Raw genomic sequence first — 26,515 nt, forward strand, 5'->3', positions numbered from 1 at the left:
GGCGGCTGCCGGGCCGCACGCGGGGCGGCCCGATGGGGTGGGGCGCGGCCGGGGCGTCAGACCCGCACGGTGTCCGAGCGGCGGGGGCTGGCGTCCATCGCGGCCCGCAGCGAAGCGAAGTCCTCGACGCAGCGGCCGGTGCCGACGGCGACGCAGTCCAGCGGGTCGTCGGCGACCAGCACCGGGATGTCCAGCTCACGGCCGAGCCGTACGTCCAGGCCGCGCAGCAGCGCGCCGCCGCCGGTGAGCACGATGCCACGGTCCATGATGTCGCCCGCCAGCTCCGGCGGGGTCTCGTCCAGCGTGGACCGGACGGCGGCGACGATGCTGTCCACCGGCTCGGCGAGCGCGTGCCGCACCTCGTCCGCGGTGAGTTCGAGGACCTTGGGCAGCCCGGTGGCCTGGTCCCGGCCGCGGATGGTGCAGCGGTCGGGCGGCAGCAGGGCCTGGGTGTCCTCGTTGTCACCGTTGTCGAGCACCTCGACGTTGCGCTCCGCCTGCCGTACGGCCATCGCCCGCGGCGCGGACCAGGAGCCGGTCGGCGAGGCGGACCCGATCGACACCTTGATCTCCTCGGCGGTCCGCTCGCCGATGGCCAGCGCGTACTGCTTCTTGACGTACGTGCTGATCGCGACGTCCATCGCGTCGCCCGCCGTGCGCACCGAGCGCGCGGTGACGATGCCGCCCAGCGAGACGACGGCGACCTCCGTCGTACCGCCGCCGATGTCGACGACCATCGAACCGGTGGGCTCGCCCACCGGCAGGCCCGCGCCGATCGCCGCCGCGATCGGCTCCTCGACCAGATGCACCTGCCGCGCCCCGGCCTGGGTCGCGGCCTCCATCACCGCGCGACGCTCGACACCGGTGATGCCGGACGGCACACAGACGACGACGCGCGGGCGGGCCAGCCGCCGACTGCCCATCACCTTCTTGATGAAGTACCGCAGCATGCGCTCGGCGACCTCGAAATCGGCGATGACCCCATCACGGAGCGGTCGGACGGCGACAATGTTCGTCGGGGTCCGCCCCATGGTCTCCTTTGCCGCCGAACCCACCGACAGCACACTGCCGTCGGCCGTGTTGACCGCCACGACCGACGGTTCGTTGAGCACGATGCCCTTGCCCCGCAGGTACACCAGCGTATTCGCGGTGCCGAGGTCGATGCCCATGTCTCGCCCAGTGAACGACTTGTTCTGCGCCATAAGTTGACATTATTGCTTATGCCGGATTCTGTCCTGCCACCGCGGATATTCGCTCCACCGCGCACAACTCCCCGCCCCACTGGCGCGCGACTGGTCCGCGTCCCGGGCGCCCGGCGCGTCACCGAATAGCGGATCAATGTCCGTCTTTACCGGGACACCATGTCTCTGTCTGGTCCCAGGCGTGTCACGGACCCCAGAAGTGACTTGTCTGATTGTCATGCACTCCTGCTACTTTATGGCTTGAATCTTTCGCGTTCCCCGCCGCCGCCGCATTTCGGCCACGGCTGTCCCCGAACGCGAATCACCTTCATCCCCGGGGGATTTCATGAGCCAGAACTGGCAGCAGCCGCAGCAGCCAGGCGGTTACGCGCAGCAGCAGGGTGGTTACCCGCAGCAGCCCGCCCCGCCGCAGCCCGGCTACGGCTACCCGCAGGCGCAGCACCCGCAGCCCGGCGCGCCCCAGCCGCAGTTCGGCGGCGGATTCCCGCCGCCCGCGCCGCAGGTGGGCCGCCAGGGCAACCCGCTCGCCGCGGTCGGTGCCGCCATCGTGGCCGCTGTCGTCGGTGCGCTGGCGTACGCGTTCCTGCTGAGCTCGCTCGCGGACACCGACTCCAATCCGCCGGAGGTCCGGAAGTTCGCCTACGCCGGCGTCGCCCTCGGCGCGCTCGTCGGCCTGGTGGTCGCCAAGCTCGGCGGCCGCAACGTCGCGCTGTGGGTGGTCGGCGCGGTTCTGGCGCTCGTCGCCATCTTCCTCGGCGAGCTGTACGGCTACGCGATGATCCTCAACGACGCGACCACCAACTACGTGGACAAGATCGGTGGCGCCGCCGCGGCATCCGCCGACATCCCGTCGGCGAACGAGATCTTCTTCGACCACTTCGGCGACCTGTTCGACACCTGGAAGGAGGACGCCGACGCGATCACCTGGATCTTCATGATCCTCTCCCCGATCGCCGCCGCCGGTACCGCCTTCCGGATCAGCAACCGCTAGCACAGCGTGCGGAAGGCCCCGGCCGCGATGCGGCCGGGGCCTTCCGCATGTCCCGCGCGTGCGCTCAGCGCTTGTCGTTCGACGGGGCCACCGTCACCTCGACGCGCTGGAATTCCTTCAGCTCCGAGTAGCCGGTGGTCGCCATCGCCCGGCGCAGCGCGCCGAAGAAGTTCATCGAACCGTCCGGGGTGTGCGAGGGGCCGAGCAGGACCTCCTCGGTGGTGCCGACCACGCCCAGGTTCATGCGCTTGCCGCGCGGCACCTCGTCGTGCACGGCCTCCATGCCCCAGTGATGGCCACGGCCCGGCGAGTCGGTGGCCCGGGCCAGCGGCGAACCGATCATCACCGAGTCGGCGCCGCACGCGATCGCCTTCGGCAGATCGCCGCTCCAGCCGACCCCGCCATCGGCGATCACATGCACATAGCGGCCGCCGGACTCGTCCATGTAGTCCCGGCGGGCGGCGGCGACATCGGCCACCGCCGTGGCCATCGGCACCTGGATGCCCAGCACATTGCGGGTGGTGTGGGCGGCGCCGCCGCCGAACCCGACGAGCACCCCGGCCGCGCCGGTGCGCATCAGGTGCAGCGCGGCGGTGTACGTGGCGCAGCCGCCCACGATGACCGGGACGTCCAGCTCGTAGATGAACTGCTTGAGGTTCAGCGGCTCGGCGGCGCCCGAGACGTGCTCGGCCGAGACGGTGGTGCCCCGGATGACGAAGATGTCGACCCCGGCGTCCACCACGGCCTTGGAGAACTGGGCGGTGCGCTGCGGCGACAGGGCGGCGGCGGTGACCACGCCCGCGTCGCGCACCTCCTTCAGCCGCTGCCCGATCAGCTCTTCCTTGATCGGCTCGGCGTAGATCTCCTGGAGGCGGCGGGTCGCGGTGCGCTCGTCCAGCTCGGCGATCTCGGCGAGCAGCGGCTCGGGGTCCTCGTACCGGGTCCACAGGCCCTCGAGGTTGAGCACCCCGAGGCCGCCCAGCTCGCCGATGCGGATCGCGGTCTGCGGGGAGACCACCGAGTCCATCGGGGCGGCCAGGAACGGCAGCTCGAAGCGGTAGGCGTCGATCTGCCAGGCGATCGAGACCTCCTTCGGGTCCCGGGTGCGACGACTCGGCACGACGGCGATGTCGTCGAACGCGTACGCCCTGCGGCCGCGCTTGCCGCGCCCGATCTCGATCTCAGTCACGTGGGGTGCCTTTCGCTGGCTTGTTCTGCCGTACCAGTATCGCCATCCCCCGCGCGCGGCCCGTCGCGCGGGGGTCACGCGGGGGACGCGCGCGTCAACGGCCGGAGTAGTTCGGCGCCTCGGAGACCATCTGGACGTCGTGCGGGTGGCTCTCCTTGAGGCCGGCGGAGGTGATCCGCACGAAGCGGCCCTTCTCCTTCAGCTCCGCCACGGACGCCGAGCCGACATACCCCATGGAGGCGCGCAGGCCGCCGACCAGCTGATGGGCGACCGAGGCCAGCGGGCCGCGGTAGGGCACCTGGCCCTCGATGCCCTCGGGGACGAGCTTGTCCTCGGAGAGCACGTTGTCCTGGAAGTAGCGGTCCTTGGAGAACGAGCGGGCCTGGCCGCGGGTCTGCATCGCGCCCAGCGAGCCCATGCCCCGGTAGGACTTGAACTGCTTGCCGTTGATGAAGACCATCTCGCCCGGCGACTCCTCGCACCCGGCGAGCAGGCTGCCCAGCATCACCGTGTCCGCGCCGGCCGCGATCGCCTTGGCGATGTCGCCGGAGAACTGCAGGCCGCCGTCGCCGATCAGCGGCACATCGGCCGCGTGGCACGCGCGGGCCGCCTCGTAGATCGCGGTCACCTGCGGCACGCCGATGCCCGCGACCACCCGGGTGGTGCAGATGGAGCCCGGGCCGACACCGACCTTCACCCCGTCCACGCCCGCGTCGATCAGCGCCTGCGCGCCGTCGCGGGTGGCGACATTGCCGCCGACCACGTCGACCGAGACATTGGACTTCACCTTGGCGATCATGTCGAGAATGCCCCGGCTGTGCCCATGGGCGCTGTCGACCACCAGGAAGTCGGCCCCGGCCTCGACGAGCGCCTGCGCCCGGTCGAACGCCTCGTCGCCGACGCCGACGGCCGCGCCGACGACCAGCCGGCCCTCGTCGTCCTTCGCCGCGTTCGGATACTGCTCGGCCTTCACGAAGTCCTTGACCGTGATCAGGCCCTTGAGCACGCCCGCGTCGTCGACCAGCGGCAGCTTCTCGATCTTGTGGCGGCGCAGCAGCTGCATCGCGTCGTCACCGGAGATGCCGACCTTGCCGGTGACCAGCGGCATCGGGGTCATGACCTCGCGGACCTGACGGCCCCGGTCCACCTCGAAGGCCATGTCCCGGTTGGTGACGATGCCCAGCAGCTTGCCCGCGGCGTCGGTGACCGGGACGCCGCTGATGCGGAACTTCGCGCACAGCGCGTCCGCCTCGTGCAGCGTGGCGTCCGGCCGGACCGTGATCGGGTCGGTGACCATGCCGGACTCGGACCGCTTCACCAGGTCGACCTGGTTCGCCTGGTCCTCGATGGACAGATTGCGGTGCAGCACGCCCACGCCGCCCTGACGGGCCATGGCGATGGCCATCCGGGCCTCGGTGACCTTGTCCATCGCGGCCGACAGCAGCGGCACGTTCACCCGCACGTTCCGGGAGACCCTGGACGAGGTGTCGACCGCGTTCGGCAGCACCTCGGAGGCGCCCGGCAGCAGCAGCACGTCGTCGTACGTCAGCCCGAGCATCGCAAACTTCTCAGGCACTCCGTCGACGTTGTCAGTCATGACACCCTTCCAAATGGTCTTGCCCCAGCGCGGACTCCCATGCTAACGGCCATCCCCGGTGTCACATTCCGCCCTGTGGACAACCGACGAATACCGCTGGTGACGCCGCCTGGAACGACCGCTCGCGCTACTGTTCGGCCAGCGCGCGCAGCCGGCTCAGCGCCCGGTGCTGAGCGACCCGCACCGCGCCCGGCGACATGCCGAGCATCTGCCCGGTCTCCTCCGCCGTAAGCCCGACCGCCACGCGCAGCAGCACCAGCTCGCGCTGATTCTCCGGAAGGTTCGCCAGCAGCTTCTTGGCCCATTCCGCGTCGCTGCTCAGCAGCGCCCGCTCCTCGGGGCCCAGCGAATCGTCCGGCTGCTCCGGCATCTCGTCCGAGGGCACCGCCGTGGAACCGGGGTGGCGCATGGCCGCCCGCTGCAGATCGGCGACCTTGTGGGAGGCGATGGCCACCACGAACGCCTCGAAGGGTTTGCCGGTGTCGCGGTAGCGCGGCAGCGCGCACAGCACCGCGAGGCAGACCTCCTGCGCCAGGTCGTCCACGAAATGACGAGCGTCACCCGGCAGTCGGGACAGCCGGGTGCGGCAGTAGCGCAGGGCCAGCGGATGGACATGGGCCAGCAGATCGTGGGTGGCCTGCTCATCCCCTTCGACCGCGCGCCCGACGAGGGCACCGATCGCCCCATGCGTCCCCGGGCTGCCCGCCTTGGGGGGCCCTGGACTCTCGTCGTCGCGCATCCGTCCATGGTGCCTTGGGCCCGGCGGCTCCGTGGCACCGCGTCCATAGTTGTGCGCTGAAGCGTTATGAGCAGGTGCGCCGGTAGTCGTCACGTCCTGCGCTCTCCCCTCACGCCCGGCCGACTCGTCCCCGAGGAACTCCACGCCTTCAAGGATGCGGCATCGCGCGGGGAACCGGTACAAGCCGCCGTCACGGCCGGTGTCGCGCACGCTCCCGCCCCGCCCGCCGCTTGGCGGGCGGGGGTAGCGCCCCCGCTGCGCAGCATGTCGATTCGGACCGATCGATGGGCCCCGGCTCCGCTAGCGGACCAGGCCCCAGCGGAATCCGAGGGCCACCGCATGGGCCCGGTCGGACGCGCCGAGCTTCTTGAACAGCCGGCGGGCGTGCGTCTTGACCGTGTCCTCGGAGAGGAACAGCTCACGGCCGATCTCCGCGTTGGACCGGCCGTGGCTCATGCCCTCAAGCACCTGGATCTCCCGCGCCGTGAGCGTGGGCGCGGCGCCCATCTCGGCGGAGCGCAGCCGGCGCGGGGCGAGCCGCCAGGTCGGGTCGGCGAGGGCCTGCGTCACGGTCGCGCGCAGCTCGGCGCGCGAGGCGTCCTTGTGCAGATAGCCGCGGGCACCGGCGGCCACGGCCAGCGCGACCCCGTCGAGGTCCTCGGCGACCGTGAGCATGATGATCCGGGCGCCGGGATCGGCGGAGAGCAGCCGGCGCACGGTCTCGACTCCGCCGAGGCCGGGCATGCGCACGTCCATCAGAATCAGATCCGAGCGGTCGGCGCCCCATCGGCGGAGGACTTCCTCGCCGTTGGCCGCCGTCGTCACCCGCTCGACGCCGGGCACCGTCGCCACCGCGCGGCGCAGCGCTTCTCGGGCGAGCGGGGAGTCGTCGCAGACGAGGACGGATGTCATGGCCGCCCTCCGCAGATGATGCGCGTCACCTTGAGCCTCCAGGCTGGTACATATCGTCACCTGAGCGATTGACAGCCCCGGATATGTGTCCGAGAGCTTTACCCATCAACCGCCTCCGCACTCTCAACGACGGTCACCCGAAAGAGTTACGGGGTTCGGCGGCCACCTTCGACACTCTACGTGAGCCCTCGGATACGGAGGCGCTTCCCCGCGCAGGTCGCGCCCTGTCACGTCTCCCCCAAAGGTCATCCCCTTCGGTGGCATTTGGCGACCTTGCTTCCAATTTGCCGGTCTATGTGGCTAGATTCGCAATGAGTCATATTTACATCTACTTACACAGTAGGTGTGCGACCCGGGACACAGCGTCCGCAGCCGATCGCTTCGAGGAGACAAGGCAATGGCAGATTTCTCCCGTCTTCCCGGTCCGAACGCCGATCTGTGGGACTGGCAGCTCCTGGCCGCGTGCCGTGGTGTCGACAGCTCGCTCTTCTTCCACCCCGAGGGGGAGCGCGGCGCCGCCCGCAGCGCGCGCGAGATGTCGGCGAAAGAGGTGTGCATGCGCTGCCCGGTACGGGCGCAGTGCGCGGCTCACGCCCTGGCGGTACGCGAGCCGTACGGGGTGTGGGGTGGACTGACCGAGGACGAGCGCGAGGAGCTGATGGGGCGGGCCCGCCATCGCACGGTGGCCTCCTCGGGAGCCCCGGGGTCCTGACCGGGATCCCGGCCCTCATCCGCCCTGAAGAAACGTTCCATCAGCAACCATCGCCCCACCACCGCCGACCGTTCCCACCGACGATCGGCGGGTTTTCGCACGTCGCGGCGGGTTTTCCGCGGGTCGGCGGCGGGCTTTCCGCAGGTCGGCGGCGGGCTTTTCGCAGGTCAGCGGCGCGCCGCCAGTTCCAGCCGGTCCAGGGTCGCCGCCACCGCGGGCACCCGCGCCAGGTCCGGCAGCGTCAGCGCCACCACCTCGCGCCGCACCTCGGGCGTGACCTCCAGCGTGGCCGTCCCCTTGGCCGTCACGCACTCCACCGCCAGCTCCGGCAGCACCGCGACCCCGAGCCCGGCCCCCACCAGCCCGACCACCGCCGGGTAGTCGTCCGTCGCGAAGTCGATGCGCGGGGTGAAGCCCTCGGCCTGGCACACCTCCACCAGATGGCGGCGGCACCGCGGACAGCCCGCGATCCACGGCTCCCCGGCCAGCTCCCCGATGCCCACCGTCCCGGCCCCGGCCAGCCGGTGGTCGTGCGGGACCATGACCACCAGCCGGTCCCGCAGCAGCGGCCGCACCACCAGGTCGTCCCATCCCGCGGCCGGGTCCGCGTCCGTACCGGCCGCGGGCCCCGCGTGGGGGTACCGGAAGGCGAGCGCGATCTCGCAGTCGCCGCCGCGCAGCATCTCCACCGACCGCGGCGGCTCGGCCTCCACCAGGGAGACCCGCGTCCCCGGATGGGCGGCGCGCATCCCGGCGAGCGCGGTCGGGACCAGCGTGGAGCTGCCGCTGGGGAACGACACCAGCCGCACCCGTCCGGCCCGCAGCCCGGCGAGCGCCGCGACCTCCTCCTCCGCGGCGGTCAGCCCGGCCAGGATGCCCGCCGCGTGCCGGACCAGCGCCTCGCCCGCCTCGGTCAGCCGCATCTCCCGCCCGGTACGGATCAGCAGCGGCGTCCCCGCGGACTGCTCCAGGGCCTTCATCTGCTGGCTGACGGCGGGCTGGGTGCAGCCCAGCTCGCGGGCGGCGGCAGAGAAGGAACCGGTGGTGGCCACCGCGCGCAGCACTTTCAGATGACGGGCCTCGATCATGCCCCCGAGCATAAGACGCGCTTGGGTGCGGACCGGAATATCGCGCCGCTGCTTTGGCGGCGTACTCCGGCGCGGGCCGCGGCGCCCGGGCACGCGATGATCGTCCGGCCGATACCGTGCGCGTATGACGACTGCATTGATTACCGGAACCACGGCCGGCATCGGCTCCGCCTTCGCGAGCCGGCTCGCGGCGGACGGGCACAACCTGGTGCTGGTCTCCCGCGACGAGAAGCGTCTGCGGGACCAGGCCGCCGACCTCCACGACCGGCACGGAGTCGAGGCGGAGGTCCTGCGGGCCGACCTGTCCGAGGACGCCGGTATCGCCGCGGTCGAGGAGCGCTTGGGGGACCGTACACATCCGGTCGATCTGCTCGTCAACAACGCCGGGTTCGGCAACAAGGGCCGCTATCTGGAGGCGCCGCTCGCCGATGAGCTGCGGATGCTGAAGCTGCACTGCGAGGCGGTGCTGCGGCTGACCAGCGCCGCCGCCGGGACCATGCGGGCGCGGGGGCGCGGCGGGGTGATCAACGTGGCCTCGGTGGCCGCCTTCTTCCCGCGCGGGACGTACGGGGCGAGCAAGGCGTGGGTCGTGCAGTTCACGCAGGGCGCGGCGAAGGACCTGGCGCGGTCGGGGGTGCGGCTGATGGCGCTGTGCCCGGGGCTGGTGCGGACGGAGTTCCACGCCCGGGCGGGGATCAAGCCGGAGAAGGCGCCGGACTGGATGTGGCTGGACGCGGACCGGCTGGTCGCGGCGGCCCTGAAGGACTTCGCGCGGGGGAAGTCGCTGTCGATTCCGGATCCCCGGTACAAGGCGTTGACCGGGCTGGCGAAGCTGGTGCCGAGGGCGGCGGTGGCGGGCGTGTCCTCGAAGGTGGGCCGGGCCCCGGTCAAGGGGTGAGCGGGCCGGTACCGGACGCGCGCCCCGCCGCCGGGCGCGCGGACGCGCGAAGGCGCGGCCACCCCGTGCGGGGTGGCCGCGCCTTCGCGTGGCGCTCGGTTCGCGTCAGTGCGCGTGGCCGTGACCGTGGCCGCCGGCCTCGGCCTCTTCCTCGGCCGGCTTCTCGACCACCAGGGTCTCGGTGGTGAGCAGCAGCGAGGCGATGGACGCGGCGTTCTCCAGCGCGGAGCGGGTGACCTTGACCGGGTCGATGACGCCGGCCTTCACCAGGTCGCCGTACTCCTCGGTCGCGGCGTTGTAGCCGTGGCCCTTCTCCAGCTCGGCGACCTTCGAGGTGATGACGTAGCCCTCCAGGCCCGCGTTCTCCGCGATCCAGCGCAGCGGCTCGACGACGGCGCGGCGGACGACGGCGACACCGGTGGCCTCGTCGCCCTCCTTGCCCAGGCCGCCCTCGAGCACCTTGGCGGCGTGGACCAGCGCGGAGCCACCACCGGAGACGATGCCCTCCTCGACCGCGGCGCGGGTCGCGGAGATGGCGTCCTCCAGACGGTGCTTCTTCTCCTTGAGCTCGACCTCGGTGGCCGCGCCCACGCGGATCACGCACACGCCGCCGGCCAGCTTCGCGAGGCGCTCCTGCAGCTTCTCGCGGTCCCAGTCGGAGTCCGTGGTCTCGATCTCGGCCTTGATCTGGGCGATGCGGCCGGCCACGTCGTCGGCGTTGCCGCCGCCGTCGACGATGGTGGTGTCGTCCTTGGTGACGGTCACGCGGCGGGCGGTGCCCAGCACGTCCAGACCGGCCTGGTCGAGCTTGAGGCCGACCTCCTCGGCGATGACGGTGGCACCGGTGAGGGTGGCCATGTCGCCGAGCATCGCCTTGCGGCGGTCACCGAAGCCGGGGGCCTTCACGGCGACGGCGTTGAAGGTGCCGCGGATCTTGTTGACGACGAGGGTGGACAGGGCCTCGCCCTCCACGTCCTCGGCGATGATCAGCAGCGGCTTGCTGGCGCCGGCCTGGATGACCTTCTCCAGCAGCGGCAGCAGGTCCTGGATGGAGGAAATCTTGCCCTGGTGGATCAGGATGTACGGGTCGTCGAGGACGGCCTCCATACGCTCCTGGTCGGTCACCATGTACGGCGAGAGGTAGCCCTTGTCGAAGGCCATGCCCTCGGTGAAGTCCAGCTCCAGGCCGAAGGTGTTGGACTCCTCGACGGTGATGACACCGTCCTTGCCGACCTTGTCCATCGCCTCGGCGATCAGCTCGCCGACCTGCTTGTCCTGGGCGGACAGCGCGGCCACGGCGGCGATGTCGGACTTGGAGTCGATCGGGCTGGCGGTGGCCAGCAGGTCGTCGGAGACGGCCTTGACCGCGGCGTCGATGCCCTTCTTCAGGGCGGCCGGGGAGGCGCCGGCGGCCACGTTGCGCAGGCCCTCGCGGACCAGCGCCTGGGCCAGCACGGTGGCGGTGGTGGTGCCGTCACCCGCGATGTCGTTGGTCTTGGTCGCCACCTCCTTGACGAGCTGGGCGCCCAGGTTCTCGTACGGGTCCTCGACCTCGACCTCGCGGGCGATCGTGACACCGTCGTTGGTGATGGTCGGAGCACCGAACTTCTTGTCGATGACGACGTTGCGGCCGCGGGGGCCGATCGTCACCTTGACGGTGTCCGCAAGCTTGTTCACGCCGCGCTCAAGGGCGCGACGGGCGTCCTCGTCGAACTTCAGGATCTTCGCCATGGTTGCGTATGTCCTCTCATTGCGATCCTCGGCCGCCGTAACGAGGCAGCCGCCGTCGCGTCAAAAAAACGAACCGCGCCCCGACCCCGGGTATCTGTGACACGGGCACCGGGGCGCGGCTCAAGGCAAGACTTCGGTGATTACTTCTCGACGATCGCGAGGACGTCGCGAGCCGAGAGGACGAGGTACTCCTCGCCGCTGTACTTCACCTCGGTGCCGCCGTACTTGCTGTAGAGCACGACGTCGCCGACGGAAACGTCGAGCGGAAGCCGCTTGCCGTCCTCGAAACGGCCCGGGCCGACGGCCAGGACGACGCCCTCCTGGGGCTTCTCCTTGGCGGTGTCCGGGATGACCAGGCCCGAGGCCGTGGTCTGCTCGGCCTCGACGGCCTGGACCACGATGCGGTCCTCAAGCGGCTTGATGGCAACCTTGGAGCTGGCGGTCGTCACGATCCGACCTCCCCCTTCGGAGATCTCACGGGGTTAACTGTCTGAGGTGGCGACCAGGTGGATCCGTCGTCGCGGGTGCCGGACCTGCCCGTCGCTGTGTGGCTGGCACTCCGCAGTGCCGAGTGCCAGCCCTGACATTATGACGCGGTTAGCACTCCGTCAACCAGAGTGCCAAGCGAGGCGGCGACGGACCGCACGGACGTCCGGTCGCGGACGCCCCCGCGAGCGGCCTTCGGAGGCGGTCAGATGTAGTCCTCCAGGCGCGCCACGGTGAATCCCTGCGCCTGGACCTCCCGCACCAGCTCGGTGATCATGTCGGTCATGGTGTGCCCGTGCAGCTGCTCGGGGCCGCGGAAGTGCGCGAGCACGATGTCCCCCGGCCGCAGCCCGCTCCCGGAGCGGTAGACCAGCCCCTGCGGCTCCATCTCGGCGCGCCACAGCACCGCCTTGCTCAGCCCGCACTCCGCCGCCGCCCGCAGCGTGTTCCGGTCGTAGTTCCCGTACGGCGGACGGAAGAGGCGGGGCTGAAGCCCGAGGCGTTCGCCGAGGACCTCCTGCTGGCCGCAGATCTCGTGGAGCTGGGTCTGGTAGTCCTTGCCCGCCAGGCTGGGGTGGGTGAGCGTGTGGTTGCCGATCCGGTTGCCGAGTTCGCGCAGCGCGCGGAAGTAGTCGTAGTGGGTGCCGATCACCTCGTCCTCCAGGAACTGGGTGAACGGCAGACCGAGGTCCCGGGCCTGGTCGATGAAGTCCGGGTCCTTCTCGATCCCGTCGTCGAGCGTCAGGAAAACCACCCGATCGGTCGTCGCCACCCGGCGGATGACCGTCGCCAGCCCCGGCGCCGGCGGCCACACCGGCGCGAGCGCGGGTTTGACGGCGGGCGGGGGCGGCGGGTCCAGCGGGCGGTCGAGCCCCCAGCGGCGGTAGCCGTCCGGCGGCGGATGCGGACCGTCCTGGCGCCCGCTCCCGGGCGGTGGCGCGCCGGAGGCCCGGGACGCGGAGGACGGGGAGGCCGAGGCCGACCGCGTGAGGCCGGCCGCCTTCCCCGTCCCGGGGCGCGGCTCGGGGCCCGTGCCCCCGCAGCCGGTGAGCAGGGCCGCCGCGGCGGCGAGAACCAGACACCCGGATACACCAGTCTTGAGCATCATCACAAAAGTGATCTTCGGTTCCATGGTGCGCGCCCGCACGCCGTACGGGTGCGAATGCCCTCCCGGGAGCGGGGAGAATGGGCCATGTGGACGTTGACGCCTTCGACTCACTGCTCGGCGACGAGGGGCAGGCGCTGCTCTCCGCGCTACGGGACTACGACCCGGCGCGGGAGCTGGCCACCGCGACCCGGCTGCGCCGCGACCATCCGGCCGCCCTGGTCTCGGCGGCCCTGACCCAGGCGCGGCTGCGGCAGCGGGCCGTGCCCAAGTTCGGGGCCGAGGACGCCCATCGGATGTATTTCACGCCGAACGGCGTCGAACAGTCCACGCGTACCTCCGTCGCCGCCTACCGCGCCGACCGGCTGGCCGGATTCGGGGTGCGCACCGTGGCCGATCTGTGCTGCGGCATCGGCGGTGACGCGATCGCGATGGCGCGGGCCGGGCTCAGCGTCCTGGCCGTCGACCGCGATCCGCTGACCTGCGCCGTCGCCCGGGCCAACGCCGACGCGCTGGGCCTGTCGCGGCTGATCGAGGTGCGCTGCGCCGATGTCACCGAGGTCGACACCTCGCGCCACGACGCGCTCTTCGTGGACCCCGCCCGGCGCGGCGGCCGGGGCCGGGTCTTCGACCCCGAGGCGTACTCCCCGCCGCTGTCGTGGGCCATCGAGGCCGCCCGTACCGCCCCGCGCGCCGCCCTCAAGATCGCGCCTGGGGTTCCGCACGAGGCGGTGCCGGAGGACGCGGAGGCCGAGTGGATCTCGGACCAGGGGAACGTGAAGGAGGCCGTCCTGTGGTTCGGCACCGCCCGCCCCGGCATGCGCCGCGCCACCCTGCTGCCCTCCGGCCACTCCCTGCTCGGCGCCCAGCTCCCGGACCCCGAGCCCGGCCCGGTCGGCCGCTGGCTGTACGAACCGGACGGCGCCGTCATCCGTGCCCACCTCGTGGCGGACGTCGCGGCCCGGATCGGCGGCCGCCTCATCGATCCGACGATCGCCTACATCACGGCGGACGAGCTGCGCCCGACGCCGTACGCCACCGCGTACGAGATCACCGATGTGCTGCCGTTCAACCTGAAGAGGCTCAGGGCGCTGCTGCGGGAGCGCGAGGTCGGCGTCGCGACCATCAAGAAGCGCGGTTCGGCGATCGAGCCGGAGCATCTGCGCAAGAAGCTGCGGCTCGAAGGGGGCAACGCCTGCACGATCCTCCTCACCCGCTCGGCGGGCGCCCCCACGATGCTCCTGGGGCACCCTGCCTAGGGCGTGTCCGGCTCCGCGAGGAGTTCGAACCACACCGCCTTCGCGTACATCCCCACCGGGTCCGCGTCCGCCGTGCCCCAGGCGTCGGCGAGAGCCGCGACCAGGCCGAGGCCGCGGCCGTGGAGGCGGTCGCCCTCGGGCAGGCGTGCCGCGGCGGGGAGTTGGGCGGAGGCGTCGTAGACGAGGACGCGGAAGCGGGGAGGCTCGATCACCACGCGCAGCGTCAGGCAGTCGCCCTCGGCGTGCAGAAAGGCGTTGGTGGCCAGCTCGGAGGTGCACAGGGTGGCCACCTCGACCAGCGCCTCCTGCCCCACGGAGCCCAGCACGACGGCGACGAAGTCCCGGCAGACCTTGGCGGAGGTGGCGTGGCGGCTGTTCTGGAGCGTGTAGGCGTACGGGTCCTTGGAGGGAGCGGGCGGGCGGCGCGGTGGACGGTCGTCGGACTCGTAGTCGGACTCCATGGATCAACTCCCTGCGAAAGGGCCGATATCGCGCGTACCGTTACAGCGATCAACGCGCAGTAGCGGCGACGGCACCCAAGGTAGGGCAGCGACACAAACAACTGCTACGGCCTCGTTGAATCTCCCCGACAATTACTCCTTAAGGGTTACGGAGGGCCATGCCACCCAGAAGCGTCCCGACCGCGCGTCAAGTCCGGCTCGGAACAGAACTGAGGAGGATGCGCGAGGGCGCCGGACTCAGCATCCAGGAGGCCGCCGACCGGCTGGGCATCAACCGCACCCACATCACCAACCTGGAGCTGGCCCGGTTCGGTGTGAGCGAGGAGCGGGTGCGCGCCCTCGCCGCCATCTACACCTGTCCGGACCACGCGTACGTCGACGCGCTCGTCGCCATGACCCGCGAGCGCAAGGGCGGTTGGTGGGAGGAGTACCGGGGCCATATCGCCACCGGCGGGCTCGACCTCGCCGAGCTGGAGTACTACGCCACGAGCCTGCGCGTAGTCGAGCTGATGTTCCTGCCGGGGCTGTTGCAGACCGAGGAGTACGCACGGGCCGTGCTCGCCGAGGCCGTTCCGGCGTGGTCGCCGGCCGAGATGAGGCGCAGGCTGTCCCACCGGATGAAGCGCCGGGACATCCTCGACCGGGACGATCCCCCGCCGTGCACCTTCATCATCCACGAGGCCTGTCTGCGCATGCGGCTCGGCGGACCGGAGCTCATGCGCAGACAGCTGGACAGCCTGCTGGAGGCCTCGACGCGGAAGAATGTCACCGTGCGGGTCATCCCGTTCGAGGCGGGCGGGTTCCCGGTCTCCGGCGTATCGGTCACCTACGCCTCGGGCCCGGTGCCGCAGCTGGACACCGTGCAGCTCGACGCCGCACATGGCCCCATGTTCCTGGACGCCGGGACCCAGCTGACCAACCACCGGGCGGTGCTGGCCCGGACCATGAAAGTGACCCTCCCCCAGAAGGAGTCACGTGACATGATCCACGGCATCGCCCAACGTCTCTGAAGGCAAGACACCCTCTGAAGGCAAAGACATGTCTGAGATCAACTGGCAGAAGTCCTCGTACTCCACGCAAGGCGACGGCAACTCCTGCGTAGAGCTGGCCGCCCTGGGGCCCGGCGCCATAGCGCTGCGCGAGAGCGACGAGCCCGGCACCGTGATGACCACCACCCCCGCCAAGCTGCGGCCCCTTCTGGATGCCATCAAGGCGGGCGAGTTCGACCACCTTGCGGGCTAACCCTCCGGACCGGCCCCGGTCATGGCACGATCATCCCGCTGAGGGGCCGGACCGGAGGTGGCAGGGGTATGGAACATGAGTGACGAGAAGCGACCAGTATCGGATCAGGAACTGTCCGATCTCCTTCAGGATGTGGAGGAGATGCTGCGTTACCTGGAGGAGACGGTCGAAGGCCTCGACCAGTTGGCGAAGACGGTCGGCGACGACTGGAAGGGCCCCGCGGCGACCGCGCACAAGAAGCTCCAGCGGGACGCCTACCGGGACGCGGCCCGCGTCCGGCAGATGCTGCTGCACGTCGAGGACGCGACGAAGCGGCGCGGCGAGAGCCTGGGCGAGCGGTATCTGGACCTGCTGCACCGCTTCCAGTCGATGCAGCGGTCGTCCGACTGAGCCGGTACTGAGCCGGTACTGAGCCGGTACTGGACCGGCCTTACGTCAGTCGGTTCCCTCGGCGTCGTCGGGGCTGAGTTCGCGGTTGACCAGACGGTAGTAGCCGATCGCCTTGACCAGGCCCAGGCCGCCCGCCGCCGCGAAGACGACGGCGATCCCCATCGCCACCCGGAACGTCTCCGCCCCGAGGTCCGACACCGCCGTGGACGCCCCCAGCACCAGCCCGAGGCAGCACAGCAGCAGCGACGGCAGCAGCCACAGCAGCGCGCTGCCCGACACCCTCCAGTGCGGCAGCGTCTGCGGATCGCGCCCCAGCTCCGCCCAGTCCCGCAGCCGCGCGCCGACGAACACGTCGCGCCGGATGCCCGAGGCCAGGCCCAGGCTGGACGGGACGGTGGCGCCCAGGGCCAGCCCGAGGAAGATCACGCCGAGGATGTGCTCGACGATCTGGCCGGTCACCAGGAACTGGAACCCCGACACCGCCAGCGTCCACCCCAGCGCGATCACCAGCGTCAGCAGCCACAGCAGCAGCGCCCGGTGCGGCGCCATGTACCACCGCGCCAGCGTCCCCATCGCCCGCGCCCGGTCGGCGAGCAGCCCGGCGCGGTCGGGCCACGGACGCAGGTCCGGGGCGGGCGGGGGCGGTGGCAGGGTGTCGGGCGGGGTCATGGGACGCAGTCTCTCAGTTCTGGCGGAGGCGTGAACTCCATTCCTCCGCGGCGCACAGGAACCCGGCCGGTACGTCACCACCGGCGACGCGAAAGGCGCTACCCGGCCGACTCGAAGCGCCACCGGTGGACCGCCCGGCGCGCCAGGTCCGGTCCCGGCTCGGGGAGTTCGGGCAGGCCCGGGGTGTCGTACGTGCCGTCCCACCACGTGATCACGAGCACCCGGTCCTCGGGCGCGCGGAAGGTCTCGCGGCGCAGCGGCGCGGGGTTCAGGGGCTGCCCCGCGGCCCAGGCGAGCAGGTCCTCGCCCCGGCCCTCGACGGCGCGGGCCTCCCACATCAGGGCGACGGTCATGCGTACAGGTTCTTCCGGCTCAGCTCGTGCACGTGGTCGTGGGAGTGGGGCGCGGGCGCCGGGACGTGGGGGTCCGTCACCGGGAGGGAGGAGTCGGCCGACAGGTCCCAGGCGGAGGCGGACCGGCCGCGCGCGACCATCTCCGCGCCGAGGGCGGCGACCATCGCGCCGTTGTCCGTGCACAGCTTGGGGCGCGGCACGCGCAGGGTGATGCCCGCGTCCTCGCAGCGGCGCTCGGCCATGGCCCGCAGCCGGGAGTTGGCGGCGACGCCGCCGCCGATCATCAGGTGGTCGACGCCCTCGTCCTTGCAGGCGCGGACGGCCTTGCGGGTCAGGACGTCGGCCACCGCCTCCTGGAAGGAGGCCGAGACGTCGGCGACCGGAACCTCTTCGCCCGCCGCCCGCTTGGCCTCGATCCAGCGGGCGACGGCCGTCTTGAGGCCGGAGAAGGAGAAGTCGTACGCGGCGTCGCGCGGGCCGGTGAGCCCGCGCGGGAAGGCGATCGCGTCGGGGTCGCCGTCGCGGGCGATGCGGTCGATGACGGGGCCGCCGGGGAAGCCGAGGTTCAGCACCCGGGCGATCTTGTCGAACGCCTCGCCGGCCGCGTCGTCGATGGTCGAGCCCAGCGGCCGTACGTCGGCGGTGATGTCGGGGGCGAGGAGCAGCGAGGAGTGGCCGCCGCTGACCAGCAGCGCCATGGTCGGCTCGGGCAGCGCGCCGTGTTCGAGCTGGTCGACGCAGATGTGGGAGGCGAGGTGGTTGACGCCGTACAGCGGCTTGCCGAGGGCGTACGCGTACGCCTTGGCGGCCGAGACGCCGACGAGCAGGGCGCCCGCGAGGCCGGGACCGGCGGTGACGGCGATGCCGTCGAGGTCGGAGGCGGCGACTCCCGCGTCCTTCAGGGCGCGCTGGATGGTCGGGACCATCGCCTCCAGGTGGGCGCGGCTGGCGACCTCGGGGACGACGCCGCCGAAGCGGGCGTGTTCGTCGACGCTGGAGGCGATCGCGTCGGCGAGCAGGGTGTGGCCGCGGACGATCCCGACGCCGGTCTCGTCGCAGGAGGTCTCGATGCCGAGAACGAGCGGTTCGTCAGCCATGGGTCTTCGTTCCTTGTACGGGTGAGGGGGTCGCGAGGGTCGCCGCCGGGCCGGTCAGGCGCATGACCAGCGCGTCGACGTTGCCGGGCTGGTAGTAGCCCTTGCGGATGCCGATGGGCTCGAAGCCGAAGCGCTCGTAGAGGCGCTGGGCGCGGGTGTTGCCGACGCGCACTTCGAGGAGCACTTCGCGGCATTCGAAGGCGGTCGCGGCGGCGAGCAGATCGGTGAGGAGGCGGGCGCCGAGGCCGGTGCCCCAGTGGTCGCGGGCGGTGGCGATGGTCTGGACGTCGCCGGTGCGGTCGAAGACGGCCAGCCCGGCGTAGCCGACTATGGCCCCGCCGTCCTCGGCGACCGTGTAGTGGCGGGTAGCGCCGCCGCCGCGGGCGTGCGCCAGCTCGGACCAGAACATGCCGGGCGACCAGGCGTCCTCGGGGAACAGGTCCTCTTCCAGCGCCAGCACCCGGTCGATGTCCCACCAGCGCATCTCGCGCAGCACGGGGGTCGTGTCCGTCACTTGGGGGTGACCACCTTGTAGTTGGCGGGCACCTGGGCGTCGGGGCGGCGCAGATAGAGCGGCCGGTCGGGCAGCAGCTCCTCGCCGCGCGCCAGTTTCCCGGCGGCGACGGAGGCCAGCGCGCCCGCCGACTGATGCTCGGGCATGCCCGGCGGGACGGTGGCGAAGGCGTCCGGGTAGAGCAGGGCGCCCGCGCCGACGGCCGGGAGCCCGGCGACGCCGGGCCGCTCGGTGAGGTCGGCGGGGTGGTCCACGGCGGGGTCGGTGACGCGGGTCAGCGGGTCGTCGTACCGCGCCCAGTACACCTCTTTGCGGCGGGCGTCGGTGGCCACCACGAAGGGGCCGGTGAGCCCGGCCCGCCCGGCGGCGTACGCGATCCCGTCCAGCGTGCACAGCCCGTGCACGGGTACGTTCAGCGCGGCCCCGAAGGTGGCGGCCGTGACCAGCCCGACGCGCAGCCCGGTGTACGGGCCCGGGCCGACGCCGACGACGATCTCCGTCACGGCGCCCAGCTCCACGCCCGCCGTCCGCAGGGTCCGGTCGACGGCGGGCAGCAACAGCTCGCCGTGGCGCCGGGCGTCGACCTCGGCGGTCTCGGCGAGGACTTCGGCGCCGTCGTGAAGCGCGACGGTGACGGCGGGGGTGGCGGTATCAAGCGCGAGCAACAGCACGAGGACAGCCTACGGCGCCCCGGGAGGCGGTCGCGGTGGACCCGGTCGCGGCCGTCCACCGGTGCTACCGTCGTCGGGAAGTGCGTACGAGCGGTCAGCACGTACTGACCGCAGGAGAGGGTGGCCACCGTGCCAAGGAGCAGCACCGGGCCCGCCGTGGCCGTTCTGACCGCGGCCGCGCTGGGGGTCGTCGGCTTTCTCGGCTACCAGGCCAAGGCCACCGCACCCGACCACCGCACCCAGGAGCGGCGCGGCTCGCACGCCGACGACGCCAAGGGCAGGACGAAGGACAAGGCGGCGCAGAAGTCCACCGCGCTGCCCGGGGGCTCCGGCACCGGTGAGCGCATCGTCTACGCCCTGGGCGACAGCCGGGTCTGGCTGGTCGGCGCCGACGGCAAGGCCACCCGCACCTTCCCGGTGGGCGCCAGCTCGGCGAGCCCCGACCCCGGCACGTACCAGGTCACCTCCCGCAACCCGAGCGGTGTCGGATCGGACGGGGTGCAGGTGGAGCACATCGTGGTGTTTCACCAGGACGGGGGAGTCACGTTCGGTTTCAGTGCGGCCATGGACGGGGCGATGCCCGACCCTCAGGCGCAGAAGAAGACCGGCGCGGTGCGGGAGTCCCGGGCGGACGGCACGGCGCTGTGGGAGTTCGCGCAGCCGGGCACGAAGGTCGTCGTGATCAAGTAATCCCTCGCCCGAGCAACCCCTCGGCACCCCCTCGCGGGGCCGGCTACGCCGCGTCGCGCTCCGGGCCGTCCTGCCGTGTCTCCACGGTGGAGGGGGCGTCGGCGGGGGCGTCCGCCGGCGGGGTGGAGACGGCGCTCGCCGCCGCGCAGGCCGCCAGCAGGTCCCTCATCGACGGTGACCGGTCATCGCGCCGGGGGTCGTCCAGGGCGGTGGGTTCGTGGGCCGGCATGGATGCCTCCTGGGGGTCCTGGGGGCAGGCGGTTAGGCACGCCTAACCACGCTTCCCTTTCCATGTGACCACGTCCGATGCCCGGAGTGCAACATCATGCCGACGGCCTGTCGGAAACTCTTCCCGAATCTCCCCGGGGCTCAGCCCGCCAGCGACGCCAGGTCCTCGTCCGCCCAGCGCGGCCCCACGCCGGTCACGGCGACGCCGCGGACGTCGCAGTCCTGCGCGTCCGTCCCGGCCGTCCGCTCGATCACCACGTGCAGCCGGTCCTCGGACAGCCCCTCGACCTTGCCCTCGCCCCACTCCACCGCGATCACCGAATCCGGCAGCGAGACGTCCAGGTCCAGGTCCTCCATCTCCTCCAGGCCCCCGCCCAGCCGGTAGGCGTCGACGTGCACCAGCGGCGGGCCGTCGGACAGGGAGGGGTGGACGCGGGCGATCACGAAGGTGGGCGAGGTGACCGCGCCCCGTACGCCCAGGCCCTCGCCCAGGCCCCGGGTCAGCGTGGTCTTGCCCGCGCCCAGCTCCCCGGTGAGGAGCACCAGGTCGCCGGGGCGCAGCAGCTTGGCGAGCCGGCGGCCCAGGTCCCGCATCTGCTCGGGCGAGGTTACGGTCATGCGCGTGCCTACGTCCATACCGGCGATGGTACGGGCCCCGGGGAACGCGGTACGTGCCGCCTCGGCCCCGGCCGAACAGCCGCCGCCGCGGCGGCCGGGGTGGCCGCTACCCCCGGGCCGAGCGGCGGCCCGCGCCGTCCCCGGGGACGCCCCCGGCGCCGCCCACCACCTGGGTCAGCAGCTCGGCCAGATGCCCGTTGACCACCTCGGGATGCTCCAGGATCACCAGATGGCCGCCGTCCTCCACGATCACCAGCTCCGCGCCGGGCAGCAGCTCCGCGATGGCCTCGCTGTGCTCCATCGGCGTGATCAGGTCCTTGTCCCCGGCCAGCACCAGCACCGGCACCCCGTCGAAGGACGGCAGCGCCGCCGCCTTGTCGTGGGCGATGAACGCCGGATAGAACTCGGCGACCACATCGATCGGCGTCGCCTCGATCAGCCGCTCCGCGAACCGGGCCACCCCCGGGTCCACGTCCTTCGTCCCGAACGAATAGCGCTTGATCAGCCCCGCGAAGAGGTCCGCGGTCGCCCGGCGGCCCCGCTCCACCAGCTCCACCTGCCAGCCGAGCGCCTTGAGCAGCCCGGGCAGCACCCGCCGCACCGCGTTCATGCCGACCACCGGGAGGCCGAAGCTGACCTCGCCGAGCCGCCCCGCCGACGTACCGACGAACGCCGCGCCGATCACCCGCTCGCGGATCAGCTCCGGGTACTGGGCGGCCAGCGCCATCATCGTCATGCCGCCCATGGAGTGGCCGACCAGCACCAGCGGCCCCTCGGGCGCCGCCGCGTCGATCACGGCCTTCAGATCGCGGCCCAGCTGGTCGATCGTGACCTGGGTGCCGTTCGTCTGGGAGCAGCCGCGCGCGGACCGGCCGTGGCAGCGCTGGTCCCAGTAGACGGTGCGGACCACATCGCGCAGCGCGGACCGCTGGAAGTGCCAGGAGTCCTGGCCGAGGCAGTAGCCATGGCTGAAGATCACGGTCACCGGCGCGGTGGCCGCCCGGCGCGCGAACCTGCGCTTGCGGCGGGCGGGCGCGGCCGGCTCACGTATCTCCTCGACCTCGTAGTACAGCTCCGTGCCGTCGTCGGCGACCGCCCGGCCGGGGACGCCGCGCAGGGTGCCGTACGGGCCCTCCGCGTCCAGCGCGAGACGCGCCTTGCGCCGTACGCCGCGGCCGACCGTCAGCCGCTCCAGGGCGACGCCCATCGCGGCGCCCGCCGCGACCACGCCGATCGCGGCTCCCGCGAACCCGGCGCCCCTGCGCCAGCCCACGGCTGTGGCCCCCGCCGCGACCTTCGTCGCCGTCTCCACCGTGCTGTCCTCGACCATGGTCAGATCCCTGTGCCCCCGAGGTTACCCACATAAACGCGCGGGACCCGCGCGCTGATTCGGGTGACGATCTCATACGCGATCGACCCCACGGCCCGCGCCCAGTCCTCCGCGGTCGGCTCCCCGTGGTCACCGGGGCCGAACAGCACCGCCTCGTCCCCCGGCTCCGCGCTGTCGCCGCCGAGGTCGACCACGAACTGGTCCATCGCCACGGTGCCCGCGATGGTCCGCCACTTGCCCGCGACCAGCACAGGGCCGGTGCCCGAGGCGTGCCGCGGAATGCCGTCGCCGTAGCCGAGCGGCACCAGCGCGAGGGTGGTCTCCCCCGGGGTGACGTAACGGTGCCCGTAGGAGACGCCGTGCCCGCCCGGCACCCGCTTCACCGCGGCCAGCGAGGCCTTCAGCGTCATCGCCGGGCGCAACCCGAAGTCGGCGGGCACGCCCAGCTGCGGGCTGGGCGAGATCCCGTACAGGGCGATTCCGGTGCGCACCAGGTCGAAGTGCGACTCGGGCACGGTCAGGGTCGCCGGGGAGTTCGCCAGGTGCCGCACCTCCGGCCGCAGTCCCGCCCGCTCCGCCTGGTCCAGCATCTCGCGGAAGACGGTCAGCTGGGCGGCGATCGACGGGTGGCCCGGCTCGTCCGCGCACGCGAAGTGCGACCACAGCCCGGTCACCCGGATCGCGCCCTCCGCCTCCGCGGCCCGGGCCTCGGCGATCAGATCCGGCCAGTCGGCCGGCGGGCAGCCGTTGCGGCCGAGCCCGGTGTCGGCCTTGAGCTGGACGCGCGCGGTGCGCCCGCACGCGCGGGCCGCCACGACGGCCTCGCGCAGCGCCCACGCCCCGCCGGCCGACACGTCGATGTCCGCCTCGATCGCCTGCCGCCACGGCCCGCCGGGCGTCCACAGCCAGCACATCAACCGGCCCTGGTCGCCCGCCGCGCGCAGCGCCAGCGCCTCCTCCGGCGTGGCCGTACCCAGCCAGCCCGCGCCCGCCGCGCGGGCGGCGCGCGCGCACGGCACCGCGCCGTGGCCATAGCCGTCCGACTTGACCACGGCCATCAGCTCGGCGGTGGGCGCCGCTTCGCGCAGCGCCCGAACGTTGTCCCGCAGGGTGGTCAGATCGACCACGGCACGGGCGCGCATCGGTGTCTCGTCCATCTCCGTCAGTGTCTCAGGCCGATCGGCGCGCCGGAGGAGGTACCGGAATATGTGCTTCCGGTACGGACCGGAGTGCGCGCTTCCAAGCGCGGAGTGCCCGGCGTTCGGGAGACTATGGCCATGAGGATCGCCTACAGCGTCGAGACCGTACGAGCCGCTGAACAGGACCTGATGGCGCGGCTGCCCGAAGGAACACTCATGCGGCGCGCGGCAGCCGGGCTGGCCGCCGCCTGCGCCGATCTGCTGCACCGGGTCTACGGGGCCCGCGTCGCCCTGCTGACCGGCAGCGGCGACAACGGCGGTGACGCGCTCTACGCCGGCGCCCGGCTCGCCCGGCGCGGCGCCGGCGTCACCGCCGTCCTGCTCGCCCCCGACCGCGCCCACCCCGGGGGCCTGCGCGCCCTGCGCGCGGCGGGCGGCCGCGCGGTGACCGCCGACTCCGGCGCTCTCGCCGAGCGCGCCCTGACCGAGGCCGACCTCGTCCTCGACGGCATCGTCGGCATCGGCGGCAAGGGCGGCCTGCGGGAGGAAGCCGAGCGGCTGGTCCGGCTGGTGCGCGGCACCGTCGTCGCCGTCGACCTCCCCAGCGGCGTCGACGCCGACACCGGCGAGGTACGGGGCACGGCGGTGCGCGCCGACGCCACCGTCACCTTCGGTACGTACAAGCCCGGGCTGCTCATCGACCCCGCGCACGAGCACGCGGGCGCCCTCCGCCTCGTCGACATCGGTCTGGGGCCGTATCTCCCCTCCACCCCTGACGCGGAAGCCCTCCAGCACGAGGACGTGGCCGCCCTCCTCCCCCACCCCACCGCCGAGAGCGACAAGTACCGGCGCGGCGTCGTCGGCGTCGTCGCGGGCTCCGCCCGCTACCCCGGCGCCGCCGTCCTCGCCGTCGCCGGCGCCCTGCGCGGCGGGGCGGGCGCCGTACGGTACGTCGGCCCCGGCGCCGACACCGTCATCGCGCGCTTCCCCGAAACCCTCGTCCACACCGGGCCGCCCGCCAAGGCGGGCCGCGTCCAGTCCTGGGTCGTCGGCCCCGGCCTCGGCGACGGCGCCGCCGCCCGGCACTCCCTGGACGACGTCCTCGGCTCCGACGTCCCCGTCCTCGTCGACGCCGACGGCCTCCACCTCCTCCCCTCCGGCGGCCTCCACGGCCGCACCGCGGCCACCGTCCTCACCCCGCACGCGGGCGAGGCCGCCGCGCTGCTCGGGACGAGCCGCGAGGAGGTCGAGTCCGGCCGGCTCGCCGCCGTACGGGCCCTGGCCGACAAGTACGGCGCCACCGTGCTGCTCAAGGGCTCCACCACCCTCATCGCCTCCCCCGGCCACCCCGTGCGCGTCAACCCCACCGGCACCGGCTGGCTCGCCACCGCGGGCAGCGGCGACGTCCTCTCCGGCCTCACCGGCTCCCTCCTCGCCACCGGCCTCCCCGCCCGCGACGCGGCCTCCACCGGCGCCTACCTCCACGGCCTGGCCGCCCGCCGCACCACCGCCCCGGCGGGCGCCCCCATCGCGGCGTACGACGTCGCGGCGGCCGTCCCGGAGGCGTGGCGGGACGTGCTGGGCGGATAGCCGGGACCGAAAACGGGTCGGCCCGAGGTGGGACATGGTCAGTAGCCTTGCGGCGTGACTCTCCTGGGCTTCGACCGCTACCGCGCCGAAATCGTCGAGCAGACCGACCTGTTGAGGGCGTATCTGGGCGGGGCCGCCCCGGCGGCCCCCGTGCCGTCCTGCCCGGGCTGGAACCTCGGCCAGCTCGTGCGCCACCTCGGCGGCGCCCACGGGTGGGCCGAGATGGTCGTACGGACCCGGTCGACCGAGCCCGTCCCGGACGATCCGGTCAACGATGTCCCCCGCCGCACCGGCGAGGACCCCGCCACCCTGAGCACCCGCCTCGGCGACGGTGCCAGGCGCCTGGCCGACGCGCTGCGCAAGGCAGGGCCCGACAGGCCGGTATGGACCCCGGGGCCCGGCGAAACCGCGCTGTGGTGGGCGCGGCGGATGACGCACGAGACGGTCGTGCACCGGGCGGACGCCGCGCTGGCGGTCGGCGCCGCGTTCCACCTGGACGAGGACGTCGCCCTCGACGCCCTCGACGAGTGGCTGACGTACAGCACGCTGCCCGAGGCGTACGAGGGCGAGCCCGCGCTGCTGGGCCCCGGCCGTACCGTGTGTTTGCAGGCCACCGACGCGGACGCCCGGTGGCTGGCCGACCTCACCGGCGACGCCCCCGTCCTGCGCGACACCGGCCGGCAGGCCGCCGTCGAGGTCCGGGGCACCCTGGCGGACCTGCTCCTGCTGGTCTACGGGCGGCCTGTCCCCGGCGTGAGGGTCACGGGCGACACTTCGCTGCTCGACCTGTGGCTGAAGCGCTCGGGGTTCTGGCTTCGGTGACGGTCGAGCACCATCACGTCATGCAGGTCGGCACCCTCCCGGGGCGTTACTGGAGGTAACTCCAGGCACCGCCCTGAGGGCAGCCGGATGGGCCGATCCCCTCTCCGCTGATGGGATGGTCACCGACCGCCGGCTCCGGGTGGGGCGGAACAGCCGCGAGCCACAGCCTGAGCGGTCCCGGAGCGCACGGGAATCCCGAACAGGAAGGTGACCATCATGCATGTGCCATTAGGACATCGGCGCGGCCTGCTCGCCCTGACCAGCCTGGCCGCGGTCCTCCTCACCGCATCGACCGGGGTGACGGCGGCGGCGAAGCCGCAGCAGGCTGGTCCGCTCCAACAACAGGTGAACGCGATCCACGACACCGGGGCCGTCGGTGTGCTCGCCGAGGTGACGTCACCGGACACACGGGACAGCGCGCGCGCCGGGACGGCCGAGAGGGGCACCAAGAGGCCGATGCCGCGGAATGGCAGGTTCCGAATCGGCAGCGCCGCCAAGACCTTCACCGCCACGGTCGTGCTGCAACTCGTCGGCGAGAGGCGCATGGCCCTGGAGGACACCGTCGAACGCTGGCTGCCGGGAATGGTCCAGGGCCACGGCAACCACGGCAGCAAGATCACCGTGCGGCAGCTGCTGCAGCACACCAGCGGCATCCGGGACGTCCGGCCGGAGATACCCGCGATGAACAGCGCGGACGGCTATCGAGCCGAGCGGTTCCGCACCTACACGCCCAAGGAATTAGTGAGGCTGGCGATGCGGCACCCTCCCAAGTTCCCCCCAGGCACCGACTGG

30 protein-coding genes are annotated in these 26,515 nt (G+C 72.4%); 11 read left to right on the forward strand and 19 right to left on the reverse strand.

Features of this window, described 5'->3' with window-relative positions; genetic code table 11:
* Positions 1-56: 56 nt before the first annotated feature.
* Positions 57-1,202 carry a rod shape-determining protein gene (locus tag ASC60_RS33015; RefSeq protein WP_055557374.1) on the reverse strand — a complete coding sequence of 382 codons (1,146 nt, stop codon included), beginning with the start codon at positions 1,200-1,202 and terminating at the stop codon, positions 57-59.
* Between the two features lie 325 nt (positions 1,203-1,527).
* On the opposite strand from ASC60_RS33015, the gene ASC60_RS33020 reads away from it, so the two are divergent.
* On the forward strand, positions 1,528-2,193 hold the full coding sequence (locus ASC60_RS33020; RefSeq protein ID WP_055557375.1) for a hypothetical protein: 666 nt from the start codon (positions 1,528-1,530) through the stop codon (positions 2,191-2,193).
* A gap of 64 nt (positions 2,194-2,257) precedes the next feature.
* On the opposite strand, the gene ASC60_RS33025 is transcribed toward ASC60_RS33020, so the two are convergent.
* The 4 genes from ASC60_RS33025 to ASC60_RS33040 form a co-directional block, all read right to left on the reverse strand.
* Positions 2,258-3,382, reverse strand: coding sequence for a GuaB3 family IMP dehydrogenase-related protein (locus ASC60_RS33025; protein ID WP_055557376.1), 1,125 nt, complete (start codon positions 3,380-3,382; stop codon positions 2,258-2,260).
* Positions 3,383-3,476: 94 nt separating this feature from the next.
* Positions 3,477-4,979 carry an IMP dehydrogenase gene (gene guaB / locus ASC60_RS33030; RefSeq protein WP_055557377.1) on the reverse strand — a complete coding sequence of 501 codons (1,503 nt, stop codon included), beginning with the start codon at positions 4,977-4,979 and terminating at the stop codon, positions 3,477-3,479.
* 127 nt (positions 4,980-5,106) lie between these two features.
* Positions 5,107-5,718 carry a sigma-70 family RNA polymerase sigma factor gene (locus tag ASC60_RS33035; protein WP_055557378.1) on the reverse strand — a complete coding sequence of 204 codons (612 nt, stop codon included), beginning with the start codon at positions 5,716-5,718 and terminating at the stop codon, positions 5,107-5,109.
* Between the two features lie 300 nt (positions 5,719-6,018).
* Positions 6,019-6,630, reverse strand: a complete 612-nt coding sequence (locus tag ASC60_RS33040) for a response regulator transcription factor (protein WP_003948568.1) — start codon at positions 6,628-6,630, stop codon at positions 6,019-6,021.
* Positions 6,631-7,027: 397 nt separating this feature from the next.
* Here ASC60_RS33040 and ASC60_RS33045 point away from each other — a divergent pair, with 397 nt between their 5' ends.
* Entirely contained in the window at positions 7,028-7,342 is a 315-nt protein-coding gene (locus ASC60_RS33045) for a WhiB family transcriptional regulator (protein ID WP_055557379.1), read from the forward strand.
* A 167-nt stretch (positions 7,343-7,509) separates the two neighbouring features.
* On the opposite strand, the gene ASC60_RS33050 is transcribed toward ASC60_RS33045, so the two are convergent.
* Complete coding sequence (locus tag ASC60_RS33050) at positions 7,510-8,430, reverse strand: LysR family transcriptional regulator (RefSeq protein WP_055557403.1); 921 nt, start codon at positions 8,428-8,430, stop codon at positions 7,510-7,512.
* Between the two features lie 124 nt (positions 8,431-8,554).
* Here ASC60_RS33050 and ASC60_RS33055 point away from each other — a divergent pair, with 124 nt between their 5' ends.
* Positions 8,555-9,328, forward strand: a complete 774-nt coding sequence (locus ASC60_RS33055) for an SDR family oxidoreductase (RefSeq protein WP_055557380.1) — start codon at positions 8,555-8,557, stop codon at positions 9,326-9,328.
* Positions 9,329-9,433: 105 nt separating this feature from the next.
* Here the strand turns inward: ASC60_RS33055 and groL are convergent, their stop codons facing one another.
* The 3 genes from groL to ASC60_RS33070 all read right to left on the reverse strand — a co-directional run bounded on the left by groL (position 9,434) and on the right by ASC60_RS33070 (position 12,653).
* Positions 9,434-11,059 (reverse strand): chaperonin GroEL, encoded by a 1,626-nt coding sequence (gene groL / locus ASC60_RS33060; RefSeq protein ID WP_055557381.1) that lies wholly within the window; start codon positions 11,057-11,059, stop codon positions 9,434-9,436.
* Positions 11,060-11,199: 140 nt separating this feature from the next.
* The gene (groES, locus tag ASC60_RS33065; protein WP_009715799.1) at positions 11,200-11,508 is read right to left on the reverse strand and encodes a co-chaperone GroES; all 309 of its coding nucleotides are present in this window, start codon (positions 11,506-11,508) and stop codon (positions 11,200-11,202) included.
* A 242-nt stretch (positions 11,509-11,750) separates the two neighbouring features.
* Positions 11,751-12,653 (reverse strand): polysaccharide deacetylase family protein, encoded by a 903-nt coding sequence (locus tag ASC60_RS33070; RefSeq protein WP_234357234.1) that lies wholly within the window; start codon positions 12,651-12,653, stop codon positions 11,751-11,753.
* A gap of 77 nt (positions 12,654-12,730) precedes the next feature.
* Between ASC60_RS33070 and ASC60_RS33075 the strand changes: the two genes are divergently transcribed.
* Positions 12,731-13,909 (forward strand): methyltransferase domain-containing protein, encoded by a 1,179-nt coding sequence (locus tag ASC60_RS33075; protein WP_055557382.1) that lies wholly within the window; start codon positions 12,731-12,733, stop codon positions 13,907-13,909.
* Here ASC60_RS33075 and ASC60_RS33080 read toward each other — a convergent pair.
* Positions 13,906-14,370 (reverse strand): ATP-binding protein, encoded by a 465-nt coding sequence (locus ASC60_RS33080; RefSeq protein ID WP_055557383.1) that lies wholly within the window; start codon positions 14,368-14,370, stop codon positions 13,906-13,908. The two genes, ASC60_RS33075 and ASC60_RS33080, sit on opposite strands and share 4 nt — an antisense overlap.
* Positions 14,371-14,528: 158 nt before the next feature.
* Between ASC60_RS33080 and ASC60_RS33085 the strand changes: the two genes are divergently transcribed.
* The 3 genes from ASC60_RS33085 to ASC60_RS33095 all read left to right on the forward strand — a co-directional run bounded on the left by ASC60_RS33085 (position 14,529) and on the right by ASC60_RS33095 (position 16,002).
* On the forward strand, positions 14,529-15,380 hold the full coding sequence (locus ASC60_RS33085) for a helix-turn-helix transcriptional regulator (protein ID WP_055557384.1): 852 nt from the start codon (positions 14,529-14,531) through the stop codon (positions 15,378-15,380).
* A gap of 28 nt (positions 15,381-15,408) precedes the next feature.
* The gene (locus ASC60_RS33090; protein WP_055557385.1) at positions 15,409-15,612 is read left to right on the forward strand and encodes a DUF397 domain-containing protein; all 204 of its coding nucleotides are present in this window, start codon (positions 15,409-15,411) and stop codon (positions 15,610-15,612) included.
* A 75-nt stretch (positions 15,613-15,687) separates the two neighbouring features.
* Positions 15,688-16,002 (forward strand): WXG100 family type VII secretion target, encoded by a 315-nt coding sequence (locus tag ASC60_RS33095; RefSeq protein WP_055557386.1) that lies wholly within the window; start codon positions 15,688-15,690, stop codon positions 16,000-16,002.
* A gap of 45 nt (positions 16,003-16,047) precedes the next feature.
* On the opposite strand, the gene ASC60_RS33100 is transcribed toward ASC60_RS33095, so the two are convergent.
* The 5 genes from ASC60_RS33100 to tsaB form a co-directional block, all read right to left on the reverse strand.
* Positions 16,048-16,671: a hypothetical protein gene (locus tag ASC60_RS33100; RefSeq protein WP_055557387.1), complete on the reverse strand. Its 624-nt coding sequence runs from the start codon at positions 16,669-16,671 to the stop codon at positions 16,048-16,050.
* A gap of 98 nt (positions 16,672-16,769) precedes the next feature.
* On the reverse strand, positions 16,770-17,024 hold the full coding sequence (locus ASC60_RS33105; protein WP_055557388.1) for a hypothetical protein: 255 nt from the start codon (positions 17,022-17,024) through the stop codon (positions 16,770-16,772).
* Positions 17,021-18,121 carry a tRNA (adenosine(37)-N6)-threonylcarbamoyltransferase complex transferase subunit TsaD gene (gene tsaD, locus ASC60_RS33110; RefSeq protein WP_055557389.1) on the reverse strand — a complete coding sequence of 367 codons (1,101 nt, stop codon included), beginning with the start codon at positions 18,119-18,121 and terminating at the stop codon, positions 17,021-17,023. The genes ASC60_RS33105 and tsaD overlap by 4 nt, the downstream gene beginning before the upstream one ends.
* Positions 18,114-18,605: a ribosomal protein S18-alanine N-acetyltransferase gene (gene rimI / locus ASC60_RS33115; RefSeq protein WP_055557405.1), complete on the reverse strand. Its 492-nt coding sequence runs from the start codon at positions 18,603-18,605 to the stop codon at positions 18,114-18,116. The genes tsaD and rimI overlap by 8 nt, the downstream gene beginning before the upstream one ends.
* Before the next feature lie 26 nt (positions 18,606-18,631).
* Entirely contained in the window at positions 18,632-19,306 is a 675-nt protein-coding gene (tsaB, locus tag ASC60_RS33120; RefSeq protein ID WP_055557390.1) for a tRNA (adenosine(37)-N6)-threonylcarbamoyltransferase complex dimerization subunit type 1 TsaB, read from the reverse strand.
* 129 nt (positions 19,307-19,435) lie between these two features.
* Between tsaB and ASC60_RS33125 the strand changes: the two genes are divergently transcribed.
* Positions 19,436-19,996: a hypothetical protein gene (locus ASC60_RS33125; protein ID WP_079038783.1), complete on the forward strand. Its 561-nt coding sequence runs from the start codon at positions 19,436-19,438 to the stop codon at positions 19,994-19,996.
* Between the two features lie 43 nt (positions 19,997-20,039).
* Here the strand turns inward: ASC60_RS33125 and ASC60_RS33130 are convergent, their stop codons facing one another.
* The 4 genes from ASC60_RS33130 to alr all read right to left on the reverse strand — a co-directional run bounded on the left by ASC60_RS33130 (position 20,040) and on the right by alr (position 23,329).
* On the reverse strand, positions 20,040-20,225 hold the full coding sequence (locus tag ASC60_RS33130) for a hypothetical protein (protein WP_055557392.1): 186 nt from the start codon (positions 20,223-20,225) through the stop codon (positions 20,040-20,042).
* A 140-nt stretch (positions 20,226-20,365) separates the two neighbouring features.
* A complete protein-coding gene (gene tsaE / locus ASC60_RS33135) occupies positions 20,366-20,860 on the reverse strand; it encodes a tRNA (adenosine(37)-N6)-threonylcarbamoyltransferase complex ATPase subunit type 1 TsaE (RefSeq protein WP_055557393.1) in 495 nt (164 codons plus the stop codon).
* Between the two features lie 88 nt (positions 20,861-20,948).
* Positions 20,949-22,172, reverse strand: a complete 1,224-nt coding sequence (locus ASC60_RS33140) for an alpha/beta fold hydrolase (protein ID WP_055557394.1) — start codon at positions 22,170-22,172, stop codon at positions 20,949-20,951.
* A gap of 2 nt (positions 22,173-22,174) precedes the next feature.
* Entirely contained in the window at positions 22,175-23,329 is a 1,155-nt protein-coding gene (gene alr / locus ASC60_RS33145) for an alanine racemase (RefSeq protein WP_055557395.1), read from the reverse strand.
* A 120-nt stretch (positions 23,330-23,449) separates the two neighbouring features.
* On the opposite strand from alr, the gene ASC60_RS33150 reads away from it, so the two are divergent.
* The 3 genes from ASC60_RS33150 to ASC60_RS33160 all read left to right on the forward strand — a co-directional run.
* A complete protein-coding gene (locus ASC60_RS33150; protein ID WP_055557396.1) occupies positions 23,450-24,901 on the forward strand; it encodes a bifunctional ADP-dependent NAD(P)H-hydrate dehydratase/NAD(P)H-hydrate epimerase in 1,452 nt (483 codons plus the stop codon).
* A gap of 54 nt (positions 24,902-24,955) precedes the next feature.
* A complete protein-coding gene (locus ASC60_RS33155) occupies positions 24,956-25,723 on the forward strand; it encodes a maleylpyruvate isomerase N-terminal domain-containing protein (protein WP_055557397.1) in 768 nt (255 codons plus the stop codon).
* A 216-nt stretch (positions 25,724-25,939) separates the two neighbouring features.
* Positions 25,940-26,515 (forward strand): serine hydrolase (locus ASC60_RS33160; protein ID WP_159043370.1); only part of this gene is annotated, 576 nt, incomplete at its 3' end.

It is taken from the genome of Streptomyces sp. NBRC 110028 (assembly GCF_001417735.1).
Classification (GTDB): Bacteria; Actinomycetota; Actinomycetes; order Streptomycetales; family Streptomycetaceae; genus Streptomyces.